The sequence below is a fragment of the Collinsella sp. AF28-5AC genome, assembly GCF_003457875.1.
Lineage (GTDB): Bacteria > Actinomycetota > Coriobacteriia > Coriobacteriales > Coriobacteriaceae > Collinsella.
The window spans coordinates 102,992-126,656 of sequence record NZ_QRTA01000006.1; the positions used below are offsets into that span (position 1 = coordinate 102,992).

The following is a 23,665-nucleotide window of genomic DNA, read 5'->3' on the forward strand; positions in this document are numbered from 1 at the left end:
GCCGCCTCCTAAATAAACACGTCGACGAGGATGGGCATAAGGTTGAGCAGGCCAAACACCAGCGCCACACCCCATCCGAGCTTAAAGCAGCTGCGCCAGGTGCTGCGTGCGAAGGTGTTGTCGATCAGTACCTCGACAAAATACGTCGCAGCCATCACGACCAGGGCGACCACCCAGCTCACCGGGTTGTCCCAAACAAAGAACATGCCCACCCACATCAAAAACAGCACGGTCTCGCACCAGTGCATAAGGGTCATCTTGGCCAGCGTGCCGCCGCTCATCTCGGTGGCGACGCCCTGGACGATCTCCTGATGCGCGTGATGCGAGTACGAAAGATCGAACGGCGACTTGCGCAGCTTGATGGTAAGCACCGCGAGCAGCGCGAGGAAAATGGGCGCGCTGTACACGATGATGGGGGCCGACTGCCCCGTCACGGCAATGGAATCGAAGCTGTCGGTGGCAAGGTACAGGCCCACGCTCATCAGCAGAACGGCGGGCTCGTAACTCATAACCTGCAGCAACTCACGATCGGCGCCAACCTGGGCAAACGGACTTTGCGTCGAGGCGGACGCCAGCACCACAAAGATCGCGGCGAGCGTAACCATAAAGGCGCACAGCAGCGTGTTGGAACCCGACACAAAGATGCCGCCGCCCACGACGGTGAAGATGAGCGCGCACGCCATGTAGGTATCGTCCATGGTGTTTACGCTGGCGGGGGCTTTGCGCAGCAGCTTGGAAACGTCGTAGAAAGGCTGCAGCAGGCGCGGGCCCACACGGCCCTGCATGCGGGCCGAAAGTTTGCGGTCAACGCCGTCGATCAGGCCGCCCACAAGCGGCGCCAGCAAGGCAAATGCCACGGTGCCAATAAAAATGCCCACGACGCCCGAACCTTCAAAATACTTGCCGCGCAGCACCGAGGGCGCACTCATGGCAAGTCTCTCGGGCCCAATCCATGCGCAACACAGCAGCGCAAACAAGATAATGCTGCAGCACACGACGCTACCCGCGGGGCCAATACGCTTCTCGCCAAGGGCGTCCTCCGAGTACCAATTGCGCTTTTCGGCCTTTACCTCGTGTCCCATCGAGCCGCGGAAATGGCGATATTTGTCGGTTCCCACACCCGAAAGATATACGTTTACATGCGGTTTGTTGCTCACGCGGAATGAAGTCAGCAACACCACGGCAATAAAAGCCACGATAACCACCATCAGATACATGGCGTCCTTGCCAATAACGTACGGCACGCGGCCAAACACCATGGCCAAGTAAGGCGACACCAGACCGCTCGAGATAACCGGGAACGCCACGCAGCACAGAATAAGCAGCGCGGCGATGGTGTTGAGGGCCATCCATTCGGTCTTATGGACATTGACCTCAACGTTTTGAGCCGTGGGGTCGACGCCCGAAAGCTTGGCAAGCCACTTGCCCCAGAAGAAGAACGTCGCGGCCGAGCCAAAGGCAAGCACCATGATCATGAGCACGTTGCCGGTCTGCGCGAACGCCACCAGGGCGCCCCACTTGGACACGAGCATGCCAAACGGCGCCACAAACATGCCCATGATGCCCAGCATCATCAGGCGCGTCAGGTGCGGCATGCGGCTGAACATGCCGTCCATGTCCTCGATATCGCGGCTGCCGATATGATGCTCGGCCGTGCCCACGCACAGGAACAGCAGCGACTTGGCCACCGTGTGGAACAGGATCAGGAAGATGGCCGCCCATACGGCCTCGGGCGCGCCGACACCCAAGCAGGCACTAATGAGGCCCAAGTTGGAAATGGTGGAGTACGCGAGCACACGCTTGGCGTTGCTCTGCGAGATGGCCATGAGGGCAGCGAGCAAAAACGTGATGGCACCCACACTCGTGACCATAAAGCCGGTCACGGGATAGATGGCATAGAGCGGGCTCAGCTTGACCATCAGGAACACGCCGGCTTTGACCATGGTTGACGAGTGCAGCAGGGCGCTCGTGGGCGTGGGGGCAACCATGGCGCCAAGCAGCCAAGTGTGGAACGGCATCTGTGCGGCCTTGGTAAGGGCGGCGAGCGATAGCAAGATGACCGGCATCACCAGCAGCGCGGACTGCGCGGTGCCGGCGCCGGAAAGCTCGATCATGCCCGAGATGGTCAGCGGCATGCCGTTAACGTGCAGGTACATGAGTCCGACCAAAAACGCGATGCCGCCCAGCATGTTGAGGATGATCTGGGTGAAGGCGTTTTTGATGGCCTCGGGCGTGCGCGTGTAGCCAATCATAAGGAACGAGCACACGGTGGTGATTTCCCAGCCGCAGAACAGCCACTCAAGGTTGTCGCTCGTCACGATGACGAACATGGCCGAGAGGAACAGGAACATAAGCGCCAGGAACTGCGGGCGACGGTCGGGCGCGGTCTGCCCGCGCAGCGCAGCCTCGTGCTCGTCGTGGGCCTGGAAGTCCTTCATGTAGCCCAGGGCATACACGCAGATAAGGCTGCCGACGATACCGACGGCGAGGACCATGATCACGCTCATGTAGTCCAGGTAGAGCGGCGTCGCCGTGACGGCTTCGGCCGCGGGCAGCGTCATGGCCGCAAAGGCGAGCGAACCCACCAGCTGGACTATGCCGAGCACCGTGGTGAGCGCGTTCCTATATTTATACGCGTTGTACAGGATGACGGCGCACAGGATGACATCGATGGCGGAGCTGATGATCGAGAGCACATGCGAGGTGCCGGGGGCAACCTCAAAGCTCTGCGGACCCGTGCCAAAAAACATGACGGCGACTACAACTGTCACCGCCATAATAATGCCGGAACCTATGAGCCCCACCGCATCGCGGGCGCGGTCACCGCGCGCGAGCAGCATGCCCAGCGCCGGTACCAGCGGAAACAGGGTAAGGAAATACAGTAGCGTCATACCATCACTCCCCCATGCAAAAACGCTGCAATTGTTTAACGTTATAGCTCAATTGAGGAGCAGCGGCGGCAGGTTTTCGGTCAACTGGGGAGTTTTAGGCGTACGGGGTAAGGGCACGTCTGCTTTGGAGCAGAGAGGCGACGCTCCCCTATCGCAGCGACAGGCGCGCGGGCCACTGCGCGCGGTTTATTGGCCACTTTGGAGGATGTCCCGACAGGCTCGCGCCGGTCCAAAAAGTTGGCGCGGCAAGAAAAATGCGCCCCTGTGGGCGCACCATCCCGTTTGCTATTCCGCCTTTTTAACGCGCGGCTTGCGACCGCGCGGCTTATCGACCAGTGCGGACTCACCGCCCTCACGGTACTGACGGCACCAAGCCTTGACCGAAGACTCGCTGGGAATCTTGTGCTTGATCATGGCCTCGCGAACCGTCAAGCCGCTTTCCAGACGGTCCTTAACCACAGCGAGCTTTACGTCGTACGAATAGGTGTGATGATGCGAACCGGCATTGAGAACGGCGTCGGCACCGCCCACGGCATACGCGCGGGCCCACTGACGAGCCGTGGCCTGGGGAATGCCAAGCTCCGCGGCGAGGGCGCGATGGCCGACCCCCTCTTGGAGGATCTCGACGGCGCGCTGCCTAACCTCGGGCGCATGCGTGCGAGTCCTAGTTGCTTCCGACATACCTGCCACTTCTTAGCCTTAACCGTTAATCTGCTTTCTTACGTGCAAGTTAGATAGTAGCATTTTACTGTTTGCTCAAAGCAGTTAATTAAAATAGACGCGGCGTTATCTGGGCATTTGGCACCAAATTACGACATTTCTTTATCGATTATTTACGCTGGTAGCTGACTCGCAGCTAATCGTCATTCGCTTGTCAACAAAATTGGCATCTCTTTATGTCCTTTGGTATAGAGGATATAATTATTAACCCCTCCCCCAATATTTTTGAGTGATCTGCAAGGCAGTAGACGTCCTCACTCCTCATGATTACCGCGCATTGCCATCCACCGGAGCAAAACAAAAAGGGCGGGACCTGCTGCGCTTGCAGGCCCCGCACCGGTTAACACCCGACGGGACACAGCCGGGCGAGACGGATCCGTGCTACCGCCCCGCCTGGCCGCGATGTTCAACTACAGCTCGTTGGCCGCGTGATACGCCGTGCGAATGGCGCTCGCAATGTCGGCGGTGCGCTCACCCGAGCAGTCGCCCACGCAAGTCACGGGCACCGTCACGCCATCCAGGTCAAACGCGTTGGCCTTGGAGCCCACGGCCATCACCACGTAATCGCAGGCGATCTTCACCGGCTCCTCGGCGCCGTCCTCGGTGGTGCAAATGGCCTCAACGCCCTCGTCGGTAATGGCGGTCAGGCGGGTCTTCACGTGCTGCTCCACGTTGTGCTCGGCAAAGTCGCTCATAATCAGCGGCAGAATGGTCTCGGACTCGCCCGCGGCAATCTTGTCGAGCATCTCCACGATCGCCACCTGGCAGCCGTGCTGCAGCAGGTACTCGGCAGTCTCGGTGCCCACCAGGCCACCGCCAATGACGGCGGCGCGGCCCGTAAGCTCCACCTTGCCGGCCAGCACGTCCCAGCTCGAGACGACCTTCTCCGAGTCGGCGCCCGGAACGGGGATGACCACGTCGTGCGCGCCCACGGCCACAATCGCGGCATCGGCGGCGTTGAGGTCCGCGGGGCTAGCGGCATGGTTGAGCTCAACCTTCACGCCCAGGCCGGGCAGAATCTTCTCGTAATACTCGACCGAGCGCATGATCTCGTCCTTGCGCGGAGGCGCGGCCGCCAGCACAATCTGGCCGCCCAGATGATCGCTCGCCTCGTAGACGGTCACATCGTAGCCGCGCTTGGCCGCCACGCGCGCGGCCTCCAGGCCGGCAATACCGCCGCCCACCACGGCGATCTTCTTGTCGCCCTCGCCCGGCTTGATGGCGATGGTCGCCTCGTCGCCGTTCTCGGCATTGAGCACGCACGAGATGTACTTGCGATTTTGAATCGCGTCGACGCAGCCCTTGTTGCAGTTGAGGCACTCGCGGATGGGCTCACCCGTGGCGGCCTTCAGCGCAATGTCGGGGTCGCACATGAGCGAGCGGCCATAGGCGATGATGTCGGCGGCGCCGTCTTCCAGAATCTTCTCGCCGGCCTCGACCGAAACAACACGGCCGACGGTTGCCACCGGCACGGAGACCAGGGCCTTGACGCGCTCGGCCACGGGCAGCGTCCAGTTGTAGGGCATGGCGCCCATGGGCGGAATGGTGTCGCCCATGTTGCCGGTGTGGTTGGCCTGTGCGACCTGGATCATATCGATGCCCGCGCCCTCGAGCAGCTTGGCGAACTCGCAGGCCTCGTCGGGCTGCAGGCCGCCCTTGCCGCGCGGCGTGCCGTCGGGGTTCTCCATGATCACGGGGAGCTTGTACTCCACCATCAGCTGCGGCGCGGCTTCCTTAATGGCAGCGACGACCTCCAGCGCGTAGCGAACGCGGTTCTCGAACGAGCCGCCGTACTCGTCGGTGCGCTGGTTGAGGATGGCCGAGCACAGCGAACCTACCAGGCGGTCGCCGTGGACCTCGATGGCATCGATCCCGGCCTGCTGCGCGCGAGCGGCCGAGGCGGCGATAGCCTCCTTGATCTGGGTGAGCTGCTCCACACTCGCCTCGTTCACAAAGTGCTGCATGTCGTGGTGCAGCTTGGCGTAGGCCTGGTTGCGGATCTCGTTGGACTCGGCCATCTTGGCGGCAAAGGTCTCCTCGTCGCCGGCGGCCTTGGCCTCCTGCGCGGCCTTGGCGGCGGCCATGGATCCCATGACCATGCGGCCGACACCGGGCACGTCGTACTCGGGGTGGAACAGCTGCAGCGCGACCTTGGCGCCGTGCTTGTGGACGGCATCGGCCAGGGCCTTAAACGTGGGGATTTGGGCGTCGGTCGCCAGCTTGGGCGTGGGGCTTGCGGTCATGACGGGAGCAACGTCGCCGATGACGATGTAACTCACGCCGCCACGGGCCAAGCGCTCGTAAAAAGCCAGGCTGCGCTCGCCAATGGAGCCGTCACGCTCCTCGTAGCCGGTGGTCAGCGGCGGAAACATAATGCGGTTTTTGAGCTCAAGGGGGCCAACCGTAATGGGCTGAAGCAGCTTGGATGCAGGTGCGGTCATGGACATTCCTCTCTTGTAGGCGCGGCGGCGATGTTGCCGCGTAGTTGTCTAGAGGATATGGCATGGGAATACAACAGCGCAACGGAAATCGGCGGACAGCAGGTAGCGGCAGGTGGATGGGGCAGGGCGGCCCGTCGGTTTGTCTCAATCTGTAACAGTTACGCGACAAAACCGGGTCTTACTGTTACAGATCGAGACAAACCAAACCCGCCTGCTAAAAAATCTCAATCTATAACAACAACTCGGCAAAATCCGTCCCTCGTGTTACAGATTTAGACAAACGAAGACCGTCCTGCCGAAACATCTCGATCTGTAACACTTAGCCGCCCAAATCGGGTCTAGATGTTACAGATCGAGATTTTGTTTAAGAAGCCGAGAATTGGACCGAAAACACAGTCCCGGAATAACAAAAAAGCTCGCCGGCTAGGCCGACGAGCTGCAAGTTCTTGGTCGCGGGGGCAGGATTTGAACCTACGACCTCCGGGTTATGAGCCCGGCGAGCTACCAGACTGCTCCACCCCGCAATGTCTGGGCGCCTCATGTGCGCAAGAAAGAATATTACGCGGGAGTTCGGTAAACGGCAAGGAAAATCTCGTAGAGCATAATTCCTTCATATTTAAACCCCTCAGCCCCTATCACCGTAAACGAATCGCAGCCGAGCGCCGTCGACGGCACGTATACAATGGTGCGCGTCCTTTTATGCCGACACCGGGAGTAGACATGCTGCTCGCTATCGATATGGGAAACACGCAGACGGCCATGGGCCTGTTTGACGGAGACGAGCTGGTGCAGTCGTGGCGCATGCCCACCGACCGCTCCTATACCGCCGACGAGATCCATGTGCGCCTGATGGGTTTCTTTAAGATGTACGGCCTTTCGCTCGATGCGGTCGACGCGATCGCCTTTGCGGGCGTGGTGCCGCAGCTCTCGCGCGAGTGGCACGCCGTGGCCGACCGCATTGCCGCGGACGCCATCGTCATCGGGCCGCAGACGGCCGCCGTAACCAAGCTGCGGGCGGCGCGCCCCCAGGCCGTTGGTGCCGACCGCATCGCCAACGCCGTCGCTGCCGAGACCTTCTATGGCGCGCCGGCGATCGTGGTGGACTTTGGCACCGCGACCAATATCGACGTCATCGATGAGGACGGTTATTACATTGGCGGAGCGATCGCGCCGGGCATTCGCATCTCCATGGACGCGCTTGCCGCCCGTGCCGCCAAGCTCGCCAGCGTGCCGCTCGAGGCGCCCGAGCACGCCATCGGCCGCGATACCGAGGAGTGCATCAAGGTCGGCGCCGTAACGGGCGCCGCCGCCATGGCTGAGGGCCTGGTCGCGCGCATGAAGCGCGAGCTGGGCCGCGAGGATGCCACCGTTATCGCCACGGGCGGTCTCGCCAGCATCGTCGCCGATTCGACCGACGCCTTCGACATAGTCGACGGCCAACTCACCATCAAAGGCATCTGCGAAATCTACCGCCGCATGCAGGAGTTAGCGTAGGCTCTGGCGAAGCCGAGACGCTACAGCCCGCGAATTCGTACAGCCTCGGGCGGAAACTCCTGCTCGCCGGCATCGGTCTTGATGGTCGCGCGGCCCCAGATGTCCAGGCCCGCAAACACACCGACCGCAAGCGGCAAGCCGTTGGGAGACACCGCCGCAACCTGGCGGCCCAGCAGCGGCACCATGTCGAAGTACTCGCCCAGCACGGGAGCCAGCGGCCCTGCGGCGCCTTGCGGCGTGTTGGCAACAACCGCCCAGGCGTCCACGCGGGCCAGCACGGCGGCGGCCAGCGTCTCGACCAGCGCTTCGTCAGCCACGTCCACACCAAGCTCGCTCAGCGCCGAACGCTCAATATCCACCGTCACGGCACCGAACATGCCCGCAGCACCGGCACCGCCGTTCACGGCAACACGCGCGAGCGACGTCTCAAACGCAGGCGCACCGCACACGATATCGCTCGGCCACTGGATACCCACCTTACCGGCAAGGCCCAACCCCGGCGTCGAAGCCGTGCCCACAAGCGCGTCCATCATGCCCATAGCCGCCACAAACGGCAGGCCGTGGAAGGCATGCATGTTCACATCGGGGCGCACGACCAGCGAAAACATCAGCGATGCATCGCCCGCGCTCCACGCGCACCAGCCCGCGGACATGCCCTCGCGGCCCGCGTCGCGCGCCGCGTCGAGCTCGGTGCCAGCGGCAACAGCATTCATCTCGATCATCTACATACGCCCCAATTCGCCCACGATATGGCCCACGCGGTCCTCGGGCTCCTTGACCTCGACGCCGTTGTAGCGGAAGAACCGCGCCGGGTCGTGCATCAGGTCCTCGAGCGGCACCAGCACAAAATCGCGTTCGCCGATCAGCGGATGCGGCAGGCGCAGCTTTTTGCCGCCGTGGGTCTCGCCGTCCATCCACAGCAGGTCCAGGTCGATGGTGCGCGGACCGTTGGCCTTGGCCTTTTTGGAGCGGTCGCGCCCCAGCTCGACCTCGATCTTCATGAGCTCGTCGAGCAGCACCAACGGCGCCAGCTCGGTCTTAATCTCGATGACAGCGTTGGCAAACGCGTCCTGGCGCGTCTCGTAGGCCGGCTCGCTCTCGTAGATCTTGGAGGAGTTGGACACGCAGGTGAGCGGAATCTCGGCGATCATGTCGCGCGCGGCGCGGATGTTGTCGCAACGATGCCCCAGGTTGGAGCCCACGGCCACAAACGCACGGCGCGGCTGCGGCTTGGCGACGGCCCAGTAACCGTTCAGGAACTGCGCAAAACCCGCGGCGTCGTGCACGCGCACGATGTTGGCACCGGCCTGGATGGCGCCCAGGCACACGCCAAACGTGGCGGCATCGCGCGCGGCGGCCTCGGTCACGCCCGAGACAGCGCCCACAAAACGCTTGCGCGACACGGCGCACATGAGCGGATAGCCCAGTGACGCCATCTTGGCAGTCTCGCGCTGGATGACGATGTCCTCGTTAGCCGACTTACCAAAGCCCGGGCCAGGATCGATGCAGATGCGGTCGCGCGACACGCCGGCATGGATGAGTGTGCGGGCCTGGTCGGACAGAAAGCCCATGACGCGGCGCATGATGGGCGCCGAATCGGGCAGGGTAAAGCGGCGGAGCTGAGAGGTGGGCACGTAGGCCTCCTCGCGGCGGGCGCTGCGGCGCATCATGGCGGCCAGGCGGTCATTGGACTCCGATTCGGCCTCGGTGGCTGCGGGCGCGGCCTCGGGTGCGGGCGCGACGGTCTCGGCGGCAGCAGCCCGCTCGGCGGCGGGCGTCTCCTGCTCGCTTGCAGGCTCGGACGTGGGCTCCGGCTCGCCAAACGGCAGTGAGGGCTGTACCACACCGCCCGGAAGCTTGGCCTCAACCTTGGGCTCGCCCAGCAACTTGCCGCGACGGCGACGGGCCGGCTTCTCGGCCTCGCGCGCGGCCTCGGCAGCCGCTTCGCGTGCCTTCTCGGCAACAAACGCCGCAGCCGAGGTATCGAGCTGCACCGTTGCGTGCGTGCGGGCGGGCGCGGCGACCTCGCCGGCATGCATCACGATGACGCCGCAGGTGCTCGTCTTAACGAACTCGACCATCTTGGGATCAGTGAAGCCCGTCACGTCGTTGACGATCGAGGCGCCGCAGCGCACGGCCGCCTTGGCAACCGCCACATGACGCGTGTCGATCGAGACGATGGCGCCCTCCTTGGCCAGCGCGCGCACCACGGGCAGCACGCGGCGAGCCTCCTCGTCGGGGTTGACCGGGGTAAAACCAGGGCGCGTGGACTCGCCGCCCACGTCGATGATGTCGGCGCCGGCGTCGAGCATCGCCAGGCCGTACTCGATGGCGGCATCGGGGTCGAAGTGCTCCCCGCCATCGCTAAACGAATCGGGCGTCACGTTGAGGACGCCCATGATGCGCGGACGGTCAAAGCTGAGCTCGTACTTTCCGCACCGCCATGTCTTGCTGTCGTTCGCCATGAGCATCCTCCTAAAATGCCCACGCCGCCGAGCTTGGGGAGCTGGCGGCGGGGTCGCTTTGCACTCAGTCTTTCTATTGTATCCGCGCGCGCGGGCTAGAACGCAAACGTGGCCGCGATGTCGCAAGAAATCAGCAGGTCGGCATTTGCATCCTGATCGGTGGGAGCAAGGTTGCATATGGCCAGCGTATCGCCGGTAAAGTATCGCGTAAGGCCTGCCGCCGGATACACCACGAGCGAGGTCCCGCCTACAATGAGGGCATCGGCCGCGGCGATGGCGGCAACGGCACCGGTCAACACATGCTCGTCGAGCGGCTCTTCGTAGAGCACTACATCGGGCTTGATGCGGCCGCCGCACGCGGGGCACGCAGGCACGCCCGCGGCATCCTCGTGCTCGCGCGAGCAAATCCACTCGGCGCTATAGACCGCGCCGCACGACTGGCAAATGTTGCGATGGACCGATCCGTGCAGCTCGAACACGCGCTGTGAGCCGGCCATCTGATGCAGGCCGTCGATATTTTGCGTCACTACGGCGTCGAGCTTGCCGGCGCGCTCCAGCTCGGCTAGCTTGGTGTGGCAGCGGTTGGGCTTAGCGTTAAGCGCGATCATCTTGGTGCGGTAAAAGTCGAAGAACTCGGCAGGATGCGCCTCGTAAAAGCTATGCGACAGCATGGTCTCGGGCGGATAGGCAAACTGCTGGTGATACAGGCCGTCCACACTGCGGAAATCGGGGATGCCACTTGCCGTGGAAACACCAGCGCCGCCAAAGAAGACCACGCGCTTGTGGGTGTCAAACAGATCCGCCAGCGCGGCGGAGGCCTGCCTGGGGTCCGATATTGCCTGCGTCATATGAGTCCTCCGTCCTTGTTAGTCGGGCAGCGTTGGGCGACGTCCCAGCATGCGGCCTTTGAGTCAGCATGCGCGGAGCCCACCCCGCCCCTGTTGCGTTAATCTTAAGCCTGCCAACCCCGTCGAAAGGACACCATGCCTCAGACTTACACCTTTGCCTCGTGGAACGTTAACGGCCTGCGCGCCGTGCTCAAAAAGGACCCGAGCTTTATTCAGATCGCGCAAGAACTCGACGTCGACATCTTGGCGCTGCAGGAGACCAAGCTGCAAGAGGGTCAGGTCGATATTGACCTGCCCGGCTATCACCAAACCTGGAGCTACGCCGAGCGTAAAGGCTATTCGGGCACTGCGGTCTTTAGCCGCCAGGAACCGCTGCGCGTGCTGCACGCCGACGCGCTGCTACCCTACGCCGGCGAGGGCGAGGCGGCCGAGCTCGTCGCCCAAGCCGCAACCGAGGGCCGCGTCTGCGCGCTCGAGTTCGACAAGTTTTGGTTCGTGGATGTCTACACGCCCAACGCCCAAAATGAGCTCGCGCGCATCGATGTACGCATGGCCTGGGACGATGCCTATCGCGGCTTTTTGAGCGCACTTGAGCGCGAGACCGGCAAGCCCGTCGTAACCTGCGGCGACTTTAACGTGGCGCACGAGGAGATCGACCTTAAGAACCCCAAGTCCAACCGCGGCAACGCCGGTTTTTCGGACGAGGAGCGCGGCAAGTTTACCGAGCTGCTCAACGCCGGGTTTACCGATACCTGGCGCGCGGCAAACCCCGACGTCGAGGGCGTCTACAGCTGGTGGAGCTACCGCTTTAATGCCCGCAAGAACAACGCAGGCTGGCGCATCGACTACTTCCTGGTAAGCGACGCAATCGCCGACAACGTACGCGACACCGGCATCCGCGGCGACATCTTCGGCAGCGACCACTGCCCCGTCACCCTCACGCTAGAGCTCTAGCCCCCAAATGATCCCCCGGGGACGAAGGAATACAGATCACTTTTGCCCGCGCAAGGGGCGCCCGCGTGACCCCGTCCGCCACGAAACCAGCCCATCTACTACGTTTAAGCCACTACCCTCAACCACAGCGAACAACGCAAAAAGAAAACCGCAGGTAGAAAGCCTGCGGTTTTTCATAAAACGCGGTCATGGTCGGGGGTATCAAGCTAAACGTAGTAGATGGGCCAGTTTCGTGGCAAGCGCCGTCAACTGATTTCCTGGGGACATCTGGAGACGGAAGAAAATGGATCAATTTGGCTCTCTGGGGGCCACGATGCCCGTCGTATCAGCCGGCCATTTTAAAACTATGCCGGTTTACGGGGCTGAATCGCGAACCCCCAGCCATGCGCAATTCCGTAATAATAAAACCGCAGGTAAACGGCTTGCTCTATTTTGAAAAAAGCCGGTATGGTCGGCCTGCGCCAATCTAGCCCCGTAAACCGGCATAGTTTTAAAATGGCACTTCGGCAGTATTGATTCCCGCTCCGACGCAACCAGCCTTACAGCCCGTATTTCACGACGACACGGTTAATGCGGCGACACCAGGGCTTGTACAGGGCGACCAAGAACACGCAGGTCGCGAGGCCGTGTGTGATATCGAACGGCACCGCCGTGGCAAGACGCGCCACGGCACCCGCCCAGGTAAGCGGCTGCACAAAACCAATGATGTCATACGCGTTGATCACGACGCCATAGAGCAGGCCCGACGCAAAGCCGTACGCCAGCAGTGCTGGCATGCGCACGGTGCCGTCGGCGCGGTCGAACGCACCCGCATACGTCAGCGCACCGCCAACGTATCCCACGAGCCCCCAAGCATACATCTGCCACGGCGTCCACATGCCCTGTCCAAAAAAGAAATTGCTGGTCAGCGCAGCCAGCGCGCCAACCATAAAACCATTGCGGCGACCAAGCGTCGCCCCCGCGATAATGGCGATGGCGCTCACCGGTTTAAAGTCGGGAATGGGCCCAAACAGGATGCGCCCCGCCGCCGCCAGCACCGCCAGCACCAGCGTGGGCATAATCTGGCGCAAACCCGGACGAGATGCCTCGTAACCCGCAAAGAACAGCGCAAGCACCAACGCCACCACAACCAGCATGGCCAACGCTGCCTGCTCAACACCCGCCAGCAACGCGGCAGCCATCACCGCCGGCACCGCCAACAACAGCGGGATCTCCAGTTTTGCAAGCAAACGCGAGAAACGACAGTCCGTCATCCCATCACGCCCTATAGAACACGTTGTCGGCAAAGAAGTCGGCCGGCGGCTCCATGCAGGCAATCTCGCCGTCAAACATCATGGCGACGTCGTCGGCTACCTGCTCGGCAAAGTCCAAATCGTGCGTAGCCATGATGACGGTGCCGCCAGCCTTCGCATGGTCACGCAGGGCGCGGGCGATGATGCGGCGGCTGAACAGGTCTAGACCCTTGGTGGGCTCATCGAGCAATAGCAGTTCGGGGCCGATTAGCAGCAGTTTTGCCAATGCAAGCAGTTGACGCTGCCCGCCCGAAAGATCGTACGGATGGCGTCCATCCAGACCCGACAACCCCAAGCTCGCCGCACGCTCCCGCGCCAAGTTCTCGTCATATCCGCAGGTCGAGGCCCATTCCATCAGCTCATCGCGAACCGTCTCGGCAACCAGCAATGCTTTGGGATTCTGAGGCAGCAGCGCCGCCGAGGCCGCTCCGCGCACCATGCGGCCGCGCTGCAGCTTGGCGGTCTTCGCCAGCACCGAGAGCATCGTCGACTTGCCGCAGCCGTTACCGCCAACAACCGCATGCACCGCACCGGCCGAAAACGACGCATCGAGCCCACGCAACACCCAGCCGGACGCTCGATCGTAGCGAAACCAACCTTCCGACAGGATGGTAGCCGACCCAGCGTGCATTTTTTGGAGTATTCTACTTCCATCCGTGCGCGAGAAGGCTTCCAAGCCGTTCTCGAGCGACGTTTGCGCCACAAATTCGGACGATTTGTCCAATTCTGAACTTTTTTTCGCGCTCGATACGTCCCCGGGCGGCTCCAGAGAGCCCAAATTGTCCTCACGCCTGCTGAATACTCCGTTTTTTGCACATCGGATGGCACCCCACCCCAACGTGTCATCGGAAAACAGCGATTCTCGGCGTCCCAAAGATGCCATATCCGCCGCCTCGCGCACGCGGCCATCCTCAATCCGGTACGCACACGTCGCGTATTCGAGCATTGGGCGCGGCTGATGCGTCGCCACAACAACCGTGCAGCCCAGCTCGCGATTTACACGAAACAGCGCGTGCAGGAAATTCTTCTCCGCAACCGGATCAAGCTGAGACGTGGGCTCGTCGAGTAGCAGCACACGCGGACGCAGCGCCAGGACGGCGGCAAGCGACAGCAGCTGCTTGCGGCCACCCGAAAGCGTATCGGTATCACGATGAAGCCAGTCCTCCAGACCAAAGAAATAGCTGGTCTCGGCAACACGGCGGCGCATCTCGTCGCGCGACACACCCAGATTCTCTAGGCCAAACGCCATCTCATGCCACACGGTCTCGCACACAATCTGGTTCTCGGGATCCTGGAACACATAGCCCACGCGCTCCGCCGATGCCCGCACATCCATGTCGGCGACGTTCTCGCCCAGCACGCGCAGTTCGCCAGTGCGCTCGCCCGCCGGAGCGATCTCGGGTTTGAGCAGAGACAGCAGCGTCGACTTACCCGATCCGGTACCGCCAACAAGCAGCGCAAATGCACCTTGGGAAACAGACCAGTCGAGCCCCTCGAGCACCGCAGCATCAGCATCGGGGTAGGCAAAGCTCAGGCTCCGCACCTCAATCGCCGGCATATCCGGGCCGCACGCCGCGCCCGACACCGGGCCCCTATCCAACCGAGCCATCAGCCAAACCTCTTCTCATCACTCGCGTGCAACGCGCAAGGCAGCACCATCCAGGCAGCGTACACAACATAGCCCGGCCACGGCGCCGGCACCAAGAGCTGAGGATAAAACGAATACTGCGTCGTCGCGGTCCACGCCACTGTCACCGTGACCACGCCAAACAGTGCAAGCCCAACCAGCGCGGCAACATCGCCGCGCCCCAGCCGATACCGCGCATACGTCGTACGACGCGTCGCGGCACCCCACCCGCGCGAGCGCATCGCGTCCGCGCGCTCCAGCGAATCTTCCATGCCCCAGCCCATCAACACACTCGATGCCCGCAGGCGCGATCGCACGGGATCGGTGGGCGCACGCCCCGGTACATCGATCGCGTCCTGCACCGCCAGCACCGTGCGGCCGCGACGCAAAAACTGTGGGATAAGCCGCATGCACATCGAGATCATGAGCGCGACCACCGGCGCGGCGTTGCCAAAAAGCGCAAGTACCTTGTCGTATTCGAGCATCGACGCCGCGGCCTCAAACCACAGCACGCTCGCCACAAACAGCCCGCCCATGCACAGGCCGTAAACCATGCTCTCCAGATACACCGCGCGCATGCCAATACGGAACAGCTCCGTCGAGCCCGATGCACTAAACAGCGGATTGAGCACCGCGATAATCAAAATCACCGGCAGCTGCCAGCGAAGCGCCCCCAACGTGCGCGCAGCACCGCGCGTCGCAAGCCCGTACGCCAGCCCGCCCGCAAGCGACAGCGCGATCAGCACCGGCTGCATCGAGAACATGGTGAGCCCCAACGTCAGCACCATGTAGAGCGCCGGCACCGCCGGATGCGACATCGAAAATGCCCCCACGGACTCGGCGCCCGAACCCTCTCGCATGTTGTCCATAGGCATCCCCGCCCTCCCGCCAAATCACCGACGCCGAAGCACTGCCGGCACCACCCGCAACCAGCGCAAACGCCACACCGCCGGCCCAAACCTCAGCTGCCGCGCGCCAATCGTTACGCGCTCATCATATGCCTGCGGTATCATATTGCGCCGTGTATCGTTTCCAAACACACGTCTCTATAACGTAACAGGAGATCACATGGACGCAACCGCAATTATCCTCGCCGCCGGCGAGGGCACCCGCATGAAGTCGAACCACTGCAAGGTTTCGCACAAGATCCTGGGTAAGCCCATGGTCCAGTGGATCGTCGACGCCACCATCAAGGCCGGCTGCAGCCGCGTCGTGGTCGTCATCGGCAGCCACGCCGACGAGATGCGCGCCCTCATCGATGGCGCCTACGCCAACGGCGCCACCAAGGTCGAGTGCGTCGAGCAGACCGAACGCCTGGGCACCGGCCACGCCGTAAAGGTCGCGCTCGAGGCCTGCGGCATCACGCAAGGCCCCGTCGTCGTGCTTAACGGCGACCTGCCGCTCATCACCGCCGACACCGTCGCCAAGTTCGCGCAGACCGTCGCCACCGGCGAGCTCGCCTGCACCGTCATGACCATGACCCCGCCCGACCCCTTCGGCTACGGCCGCATCAAGCTGGGCGCCGACGGCCAGATCGAGCGCATCATCGAGCAGAAGGACTGCACGCCCGAGCAGGCCGCCACGCTGCTGGAGTGCAACGCCGGCTGCTACGCCTTCGACGGCGCGCAGCTTGCCGCCCACATTAACGAGATCGGCAACGACAACGCGCAGTCCGAGTACTACCTGCCCGACATGCTCGAAATCCTCAAGGGTCACGGCCAGGCAGTCTCCATCTTCCACTGCGACGACTACCGCGACGGCCTGGGCGTCAACAGCCGCATCCAGCTCGCGCAGCTCACCGCCATCGCGCGCGACCGCATCAACGAGCACTGGATGGCCGAGGGCGTCACCTTCATCGACCCCACGCAGGCTTGGATCGGCCCCGATGCCGTCATCGGCCGCGACACCATCGTGTGGCCGCAGACGCACCTGATCGGCCACGTCACCGTGGGCGAGGAGTGCCAGCTCGGCCCCAACAGCCGCCTCACCGACACCACTGTCGGCAGCGGCTGCACCATCGATGAGACCATCGCCATCGAGGCCGTCATCGAGAACGGCGTCGACTGCGGTCCGCGCGCCTACCTGCGCCCGGGCACCCATATGCTCGACGGCTCCAAGGCCGGCACGCATGTGGAGATTAAGAAGTCCACGATCGGCGAGGGCTCCAAGGTGCCGCACCTGTCCTACATCGGCGACACCACCATGGGCTCCGGCGTCAACGTGGGCGCGGGCTCTATCACCTGCAACTACGACGGCGTCCACAAGCACAAGACCGTCATCGGCAAAGATGCCTTCATCGGTTCCGACACCATGATGGTCGCGCCCGCCCAGATTGGCGACGGCGCACTCGTGGCCGCCGGCTCCGTCATCACCGAGCCGGTCCCGGCCGACGCACTCGGTCTGGGCCGCGCCCGTCAGGTAAATATTGAGGGCTGGGCCGCCGATTATCGCCGCCGTCTGCACGAGGACGACGAGGCATAACGTTTCGCCAAGCACAAAAGGAGCTGTTCCATGGGGACGGCTCCTTTTTCTATCGTGACCTGCGCGACCGGATGAGTGGTCGGTTCGTGTCCGTTGACGGTAAAGACGTTATCAAGACCCGATTAACCCCGCCGCACGGTTACAATGCAAAAAGGCATCTATATGGCATTCGATATAAAGGAGAAGGGTAATGCCGATTAATGATCCCGAGAAGTCGGAGAATATGCGCAAGTCCATCCGCGTGTATTCCGGTTCCTCCAACCGTCCCCTCGCTCAGAAGATCGCTGAGTACCTTGGGGTCGAGCTTTCGGGCCTTACGCTAAAGCAGTTCGCCAACGGTGAGATTTACGCCCGCTACGACGAGACCGTCCGCGGCGCCGACGTCTTCCTGATTCAGTCCGTGGCCGGCGGCAACGTCAACGACATGCTCATGGAGCTGCTCATCGCCACCGACGCTGCCAAGCGCGCATCCGCCCGCTCCATCACCGCCGTCATCACCCACTACGGCTATGCCCGCCAGGACCGCAAGGCCGGCCCGCGCGAGCCCATCACCGCCCGCCTCGTCGCCAACCTGCTCGAGCGCGCCGGCGTCGACCGCATCATCACCCTCGACCTGCACCAGGGTCAGATCCAGGGCTTCTTCGATATCCCGGTCAACCACCTGTCCGCACTGCCGCTGTTTGGCCAGTACTACAACGCCATGAACTTCGACACCGACAACCTGGTTGTCGTCTCCCCCGATGTGGGCCGCGCCAAGGCCGCCAAGAAGCTGTCCGACATGCTCGGCTGCGACCTGGCCATCGCCCACAAGGGCCGTCCGCGCCACAACGCCGCCGAGGTCATGGGCATCATCGGTGACATCAAGGGCAAGACCTGCATCATCAACGACGACATGATCGACACCGCTGGCACCCTGTGCGCCAACGTCAAGGAGCTCAAGGCTATGGGCGCTGGCGATATCTACGTCTGCGCCACCCACGGTATCTTCTCCGGTCCGGCCATCGAGCGTCTGAACGACGCCCCGATCGTCGAGTGCGTCGTCACCGACGCCATTCCCGTCGAGGTCGGCGGCAAGATCAAGACCATCTCGGTCGCCGAGGAGTTCGCTCAGGCCATCTCCGCCGTTTACCACGAGGAGCCCGTCTCCACGCTCGTCGGCGGCGACTTCGCGCTGTAATCCAACGCGCATCGCATCATCTTTGATGCTTTTAAAGGGTCGGAAGCTCGCTTCCGACCCTTTTTCTATCCCTCGTCAACCCGCCCTGGACAATTAGTTCAGATACGTATTTTTCTAAAGCTCCAAAGGACCGTTCGGAGCCTTCTGACCTCCCCGGCGCATGCCATGCCGTCCAAAGCTCATCGTTTTCGAGTACAACCGCTGCATATTTATCCTCAAATCGCCCTCAAAGGCCCTTAGAAACGCCTCGAACGCCGCTGCCTTATACGTATCTGAACTAACTGTCCAGCAGCTATCGTCAACCTTCGCGGCAGAGCTCAATTTCCTGCAATCCCCTCAACCGATTCCACCGAATTCATAACACCCAGCCGTTCATGGCGCGCAGCGCCCCGCTGAGCGAAAAGAACGGTATGGCGGTCGCATTCTGCCGCCAACTTAGTACGTTATAGCTATGACGACCGTGATTTCACATCTCTCCGCCCTCCGCGCAATTCGTCGCGCACGACGGGCGTACTCTGCCCTACCCTGGGACTTCGTTGATAGCGAACAGCAAGCACATGCCTTGGCTAGCTGTATTCCCAACAATGACGCGATAGACTTTGGTGCACTTTCGATACTCGACGCCTGGAATGAAGATGATTCCGAACTGCTCGATCTTCTCGTTTCAAACGAAGACAACAGACGCCGCGACAGGCGACTTCTTCAGCATATTCTCTCCGCTCCTCTTCCTGAAGGTGCAATTATGCACGTCGAGGCCGACATCTACGCAACGTCTCCCGCCATGACAGCCATGCTTTGTTCCAAAAATGAATCAGTCGCCAAAACCCTGATGCTTCTCATGGAACTGCTCGGAACCTACTCCCTTCCTCCCGGGGCAACATACCCCATTGCCTATGACGGCATCTGGCCCGAGGGCGATGACTACGAAGCGATGGACGACCTCGATTGCCGGGGCGACCAGTCGGCGACCGAACAGCAGAACGAAACCCGCTACGAACAGGCACACTACAAATGCGAGCCCGCCACGACCATCGAAGATCTCGAGGCTGTTGCACAGCTTGCCAAAAGTAGCTCATACACATCGTTTCGCACGGCAGTCAAACTTGCCCGACCCGGATCTGCATCCCCAGCCGAATCCCTAATGTTTGCCGTTCTCGGAGCGCCCATGCGCTTTGGAGGATTCGGATGTTGCAGTCTGCCCATGGGAGGCCTGCTACTCAACTATCGAATCGACTTCGACACTCTTGCGGTCAACATGTCCTCGGGCATCCCCTATGCCATCTGCGACCTATATTGCCCGGCAGCCGGAGTCGACAACGAATACAACGGAATTGGGCATGAGCTTCAAAACGCTCGCATCCACGATGGCAATCGAAATAATGGCCTCAAGGCAATGGGCATCCACGTCCTGGTTATCAATCGCGACCAAATGAAAGACCTTGTTGCACTCGAAGCCTTCGCCCAAACGATGCATCGACTCGCGGGAGTCCGATTCCGATACCGTATCAAGGGCTATCGCAAGCGTCAGGCCGCTTGGCTCAACGCTCTGCGGGCTGGAATCGGCCTTGCGGCGGTCTAAACGGCGAATCACCCGCGCGCCGCCGAACAGGACTGGACAGTTAGTTCAGATACGTATAGATGGACACATTGAATTAGGCTGTTTTGCAGCTATCTCTATACCATTCGCCCTATTTGAAGGCAGGGTAGACTTCAAAACAGCGCCATATGGACTAACTAAAGCTCCGAAACAACGTATCGGCATTGAATTGAGCACTTCGAGTCCTCAGAACTTATACGTATCTGAACTAACTGTCCACCTCTGATTTCGACGGCCGTCCAAACGCCCCTAAACGCCCTCAATTACCCTCCATTTGACAGCGGCAACAGGGTCGCTCACCATAGCAGGCGACAAATCAACGAAAGGATAAACATGGCAGCTGCACAGCCGCTTAAGATTCGCATGGTTGCCGGACTTGGCAACCCTGGCGAGGAATATGCCGAGACCCGTCACAACGCTGGTTTCAAAGCAATCGACGAGCTGGCCCGTCAGGCCGGCGTCACGTACTGGAAAAACCAAGCAGGCGCCGAGGTCGCGCTCATCAACATCAACGATCCCGAGGAAGAGGGCGGTAAGCGCCAGATTGTACTGGTCAAGCCGCAGTCGTATATGAATACCTCGGGTGGCCCCATCTCCAAGCTCTGCCGCGAGTACAAGATCAAGGCCGAGGAGCTGCTCGTAATCCACGACGAGCTCGATATTCCCGCCGGCGACGTCCGCGTTAAGGTGGGCGGCGGCCACGCCGGTCACAACGGCCTGCGCTCCATCATCGACAAGATGGGCAGCCGCGACTTCAGCCGCATCCGCACCGGCATCGGCAACCCTCCCGGCAAGATGGCCGTCGCCGACTACGTTCTTAAGCAGCTGCGCGCCCGCGAGGCCGAGGATTTCCAGGACACCTGCGCCCGCGCGGCCGACGCCGCCGGCCTGGCGATCGTGCACGGCGTGGTCTATGCCCGCGACCATGTCAACGGCGCCGCCTCCGCCAACGGCAAGCACTAAAACCTATCATTTAGGAACAGGTTTATTTTGGCAGGTTTTACCTGCGGAAACGCCCCAGTTGCGGCATCGCAATCAACCGCGCGCCGACATACATGCATAGCACCCCAAAGGGGGCCGGCCTCATCACAACCCGAGGCCGGCCCCATTTGCCGTTTTACCTGATAAAACTGACCAAAATAAACCTCTCCCCTTTGGTAGGCCAAAGTGGATAAACCCTGCTCCCAACAGCCGAAGACACACGTAAGTGACATGTCCATGAGGGTATAATTTGCACCGTATGTCTGCACAACGCCTGTGCGCGTACGGTTTTATTCGGGCTACCGTCCATTTCCGTGGAGGCACGGTTCGGCGGCCCTAACAAGAGAGGGGTTCTATGTATAAGATCCTGGAGAAGACGCAGTTCTCGGAGAAGGTGTTCAAGTTCCGCATCGAGGCGCCTGCAATCGCCAAGCATGCGCACGCTGGACAGTTCCTCATGGTTCGCGCCAACGAGACGGGCGAGCGCGTCCCGTTTACCCTGGCCGGCTGGAACGGTGACGAGGGCTGGGTCGAGTTCATCTTCATGGTGATCGGCAAGACCACCGAAATGCTTTCCACCTACGAGGCCGGCGAGTCGCTGCGCGACGTCGTGGGCCCGCTGGGCGTTCCCACCGAGATGGCCGAGGGCCCCTGCGCCGTCATTGGCGGCGGCGTCGGCCTGGCAATTGCCTTCCCGGTCGCCAAGCACCTGGTCGAGACCGGTCACGAGGTGCACGCCATCATGGGCGCCCGCACCAAGGACCTCCTGCTCATGGAGGACCAGTTCCGCGAGCTCCTCGACGAGGACCACATCCACATCACCACTGACGACGGTTCCTACGGCGAGCAGGGCGTTGTTACCGCTCCGCTGGAGCGCCTACTGCAGGACAAGGCCGTGAGCCAGGTCTTCTGTGTCGGCCCCGTTCCGATGATGAAGTTCTCGACCCTCACCGCCCAGAAGTACGACACCCCCATCACCGCGTCCCTCAACCCCATCATGGTTGACGGCACCGGTATGTGCGGCTGCTGCCGCGTCGAGGTGGGCGGCGTGACCAAGTTCGCTTGCGTCGACGGCCCCGACTTCGATGCCACCCTGGTCGACTGGGATGACCTTCGTGCCCGCCAGGCCGCTTACCGTTCCGAAGAGGGCGAGTCCCTCAAGGCCTATGAGGAAAAGAGCTGCGCATGCCACTAGTTAACGGTCGTTTCGTTGCCGATATGAAGTCGCCCCGCACCCCCGATAACGAGGAGCCGGCTGCCGAGCGCGCCTGCGACTTCCGCCCCGTCGACAAGGGCTTCACCGAGGAGATGGCGCTGGCCGAGGCCGAGCGCTGCCTCAACTGCAAGAAGCCGTTCTGTGTTGAGGGCTGCCCCGTCAACATCAACATTCCCCGCTTTATCGAGCAGATCCGCGCGAAGGACTTCGGCGGCGCTCTCGATACCATCCGCGAGGACTCCATGCTTCCCGCCATCTGCGGCCGCGTCTGCCCGCAGGAGAACCAGTGCGAGGGCAAGTGCATCCGTGGTAAGAAGTCCGAGCCCGTGGCCATCGGCCAGCTCGAGCGCTTCCTGGGTGATCGCCCCGAGCTCGCCTCCACGCCCAAGATGGCCCCCAAGAACGGCAAGAAGGTCGCCGTCGTCGGCTCCGGCCCGTCCGGCATCACCTGCGCCGGCGAGCTCGCCCGTAACGGCTTTGACGTTACCGTCTTCGAGGCCTTCTTCACCGGCGGCGGCGTGCTGGTCTACGGCATCCCCGAGTTCCGTCTGCCCAAGGCGGTCGTCAAGCGCGAGATTGACGGCCTGGAGGACATGGGCGTCAAGTTTGAGTACAACTCCGTCGTGGGCAACATGGCCACGGCCGAGGAGCTGTTCGAGCAGGGCTTCGACGCCATCTACGTGGCGACCGGCGCTGGCCTGCCCAAGTTCCTCAACGTCCCCGGCGAGAACCTGCCCAACGTCTTCTTCGCAAACGAGTACCTCACCCGCGTGAACCTGATGAAGGCCAACAAGTTCCCCGAGTACGACACCCCCACCAAGCACGGCAAGAACGTCGTTGTCTTTGGCGGCGGCAACGTGGCTATGGACGCCGTCCGTACCGCCAAGCGTCTGGGCGCCGAGCACGCCATCATCGCTTACCGCCGTACCGAGGACGAGATGCCCTGCCGTCGCGCCGAGCTGCACCATGCCAAGGCCGAGGGCGTCGAGGTTCTGCCGCTTGTCTCCCCGCTCGAGTTTGTCGCTGGCGAAGACGGCTCCGTGTGCGCCGTCAAGGTCCAGAAGATGGAGCTCGGCGAGCCCGACGAGTCCGGCCGTCGTCGCCCGGTGCCCATCGAGGGCGCCATCGAGGAGATCCCCTGCGACGTCGCGATCTCGGCTATCGGCACCAACGCCAACCCCTTCGCAAAAAAGATCGGCGGCAAGATGGAGCTCAACAAGTGGGGCTACATCGTTGCCGACGAGGAGACCGGCCAGACCACCGATCCCCGCATCTGGGCCGGCGGTGACATCGTCACCGGTGCCGCTACGGTCATTCTGGCGATGGGCGCCGGCAAGAAGGCCGCCGCTTCGATCACCAAGAGCCTGCTGGGCGAGTAATCACCTGCGGCGCTAGCCACCAAACGGCAAAGTCCCCGTCGAGCACACGCCTGAACTGCCTCCCATTTCTTGGACACAAGAAATGGGAGGCTTTTTTATGGC

Annotated in this window: 17 protein-coding genes and 1 tRNA gene; 8 read left to right on the plus strand and 10 right to left on the minus strand. The window is 62.1% G+C overall.

Features of this window, described 5'->3' with window-relative positions:
- Positions 1-8 precede the first annotated feature (8 nt).
- The 4 genes from DWZ01_RS05920 to DWZ01_RS05935 all read right to left on the minus strand — a co-directional run bounded on the left by DWZ01_RS05920 (position 9) and on the right by DWZ01_RS05935 (position 6,576).
- Positions 9-2,891: a proton-conducting transporter membrane subunit gene (locus tag DWZ01_RS05920; protein WP_117848370.1), complete on the minus strand. Its 2,883-nt coding sequence runs from the start codon at positions 2,889-2,891 to the stop codon at positions 9-11.
- Positions 2,892-3,176: 285 nt separating this feature from the next.
- Positions 3,177-3,572: a helix-turn-helix domain-containing protein gene (locus DWZ01_RS05925; protein WP_117848371.1), complete on the minus strand. Its 396-nt coding sequence runs from the start codon at positions 3,570-3,572 to the stop codon at positions 3,177-3,179.
- A gap of 449 nt (positions 3,573-4,021) precedes the next feature.
- A complete protein-coding gene (gene bilR / locus DWZ01_RS05930) occupies positions 4,022-6,052 on the minus strand; it encodes a bilirubin reductase, long form (protein ID WP_233506182.1) in 2,031 nt (676 codons plus the stop codon).
- Between the two features lie 447 nt (positions 6,053-6,499).
- Positions 6,500-6,576: transfer RNA gene (locus DWZ01_RS05935), tRNA-Met, on the minus strand.
- Positions 6,577-6,772: 196 nt separating this feature from the next.
- Here DWZ01_RS05935 and DWZ01_RS05940 point away from each other — a divergent pair.
- Positions 6,773-7,546 carry a type III pantothenate kinase gene (locus DWZ01_RS05940; RefSeq protein WP_158557001.1) on the plus strand — a complete coding sequence of 258 codons (774 nt, stop codon included), beginning with the start codon at positions 6,773-6,775 and terminating at the stop codon, positions 7,544-7,546.
- Between the two features lie 20 nt (positions 7,547-7,566).
- On the opposite strand, the gene DWZ01_RS05945 is transcribed toward DWZ01_RS05940, so the two are convergent.
- From DWZ01_RS05945 to DWZ01_RS05955, 3 genes are all read right to left on the minus strand, one after another.
- Positions 7,567-8,268 carry a hypothetical protein gene (locus tag DWZ01_RS05945; protein ID WP_117769759.1) on the minus strand — a complete coding sequence of 234 codons (702 nt, stop codon included), beginning with the start codon at positions 8,266-8,268 and terminating at the stop codon, positions 7,567-7,569.
- Positions 8,269-10,011 (minus strand): dihydropteroate synthase, encoded by a 1,743-nt coding sequence (gene folP, locus DWZ01_RS05950; protein ID WP_117769758.1) that lies wholly within the window; start codon positions 10,009-10,011, stop codon positions 8,269-8,271. It lies immediately after the preceding gene.
- 95 nt (positions 10,012-10,106) lie between these two features.
- Positions 10,107-10,859, minus strand: coding sequence for an NAD-dependent protein deacylase (locus DWZ01_RS05955; protein ID WP_117848374.1), 753 nt, complete (start codon positions 10,857-10,859; stop codon positions 10,107-10,109).
- Between the two features lie 135 nt (positions 10,860-10,994).
- Here DWZ01_RS05955 and DWZ01_RS05960 point away from each other — a divergent pair, with 135 nt between their 5' ends.
- Positions 10,995-11,813, plus strand: a complete 819-nt coding sequence (locus DWZ01_RS05960; protein ID WP_117848375.1) for an exodeoxyribonuclease III — start codon at positions 10,995-10,997, stop codon at positions 11,811-11,813.
- Positions 11,814-12,352: 539 nt separating this feature from the next.
- Here the strand turns inward: DWZ01_RS05960 and DWZ01_RS05965 are convergent.
- From DWZ01_RS05965 to DWZ01_RS05975, 3 genes are read right to left on the minus strand one after another with little or no spacing between them, the layout of a single operon-like run.
- Positions 12,353-13,066: a DUF6580 family putative transport protein gene (locus tag DWZ01_RS05965; RefSeq protein ID WP_117769755.1), complete on the minus strand. Its 714-nt coding sequence runs from the start codon at positions 13,064-13,066 to the stop codon at positions 12,353-12,355.
- 4 nt (positions 13,067-13,070) lie between these two features.
- Positions 13,071-14,714 (minus strand): ABC transporter ATP-binding protein, encoded by a 1,644-nt coding sequence (locus DWZ01_RS05970; protein ID WP_117769754.1) that lies wholly within the window; start codon positions 14,712-14,714, stop codon positions 13,071-13,073.
- Entirely contained in the window at positions 14,714-15,601 is an 888-nt protein-coding gene (locus tag DWZ01_RS05975) for an energy-coupling factor transporter transmembrane component T (protein ID WP_233504600.1), read from the minus strand. The genes DWZ01_RS05970 and DWZ01_RS05975 overlap by 1 nt, the downstream gene beginning before the upstream one ends.
- A gap of 199 nt (positions 15,602-15,800) precedes the next feature.
- On the opposite strand from DWZ01_RS05975, the gene glmU reads away from it, so the two are divergent.
- The 6 genes from glmU (at position 15,801) to gltA (ending at position 23,563) form a co-directional block, all read left to right on the plus strand.
- A complete protein-coding gene (glmU, locus tag DWZ01_RS05980) occupies positions 15,801-17,213 on the plus strand; it encodes a bifunctional UDP-N-acetylglucosamine diphosphorylase/glucosamine-1-phosphate N-acetyltransferase GlmU (RefSeq protein ID WP_117769753.1) in 1,413 nt (470 codons plus the stop codon).
- A gap of 190 nt (positions 17,214-17,403) precedes the next feature.
- Positions 17,404-18,390 carry a ribose-phosphate pyrophosphokinase gene (locus DWZ01_RS05985; protein ID WP_117769752.1) on the plus strand — a complete coding sequence of 329 codons (987 nt, stop codon included), beginning with the start codon at positions 17,404-17,406 and terminating at the stop codon, positions 18,388-18,390.
- 451 nt (positions 18,391-18,841) lie between these two features.
- Positions 18,842-19,969 carry a hypothetical protein gene (locus DWZ01_RS05990; RefSeq protein WP_117769751.1) on the plus strand — a complete coding sequence of 376 codons (1,128 nt, stop codon included), beginning with the start codon at positions 18,842-18,844 and terminating at the stop codon, positions 19,967-19,969.
- A gap of 351 nt (positions 19,970-20,320) precedes the next feature.
- The gene (gene pth / locus DWZ01_RS05995; protein WP_006235792.1) at positions 20,321-20,950 is read left to right on the plus strand and encodes an aminoacyl-tRNA hydrolase; all 630 of its coding nucleotides are present in this window, start codon (positions 20,321-20,323) and stop codon (positions 20,948-20,950) included.
- Positions 20,951-21,323: 373 nt separating this feature from the next.
- Positions 21,324-22,163: a sulfide/dihydroorotate dehydrogenase-like FAD/NAD-binding protein gene (locus DWZ01_RS06000; protein ID WP_006235793.1), complete on the plus strand. Its 840-nt coding sequence runs from the start codon at positions 21,324-21,326 to the stop codon at positions 22,161-22,163.
- Positions 22,154-23,563, plus strand: a complete 1,410-nt coding sequence (gene gltA / locus DWZ01_RS06005; RefSeq protein WP_022094914.1) for an NADPH-dependent glutamate synthase — start codon at positions 22,154-22,156, stop codon at positions 23,561-23,563. The genes DWZ01_RS06000 and gltA overlap by 10 nt, the downstream gene beginning before the upstream one ends.
- Positions 23,564-23,665 lie beyond the last annotated feature (102 nt).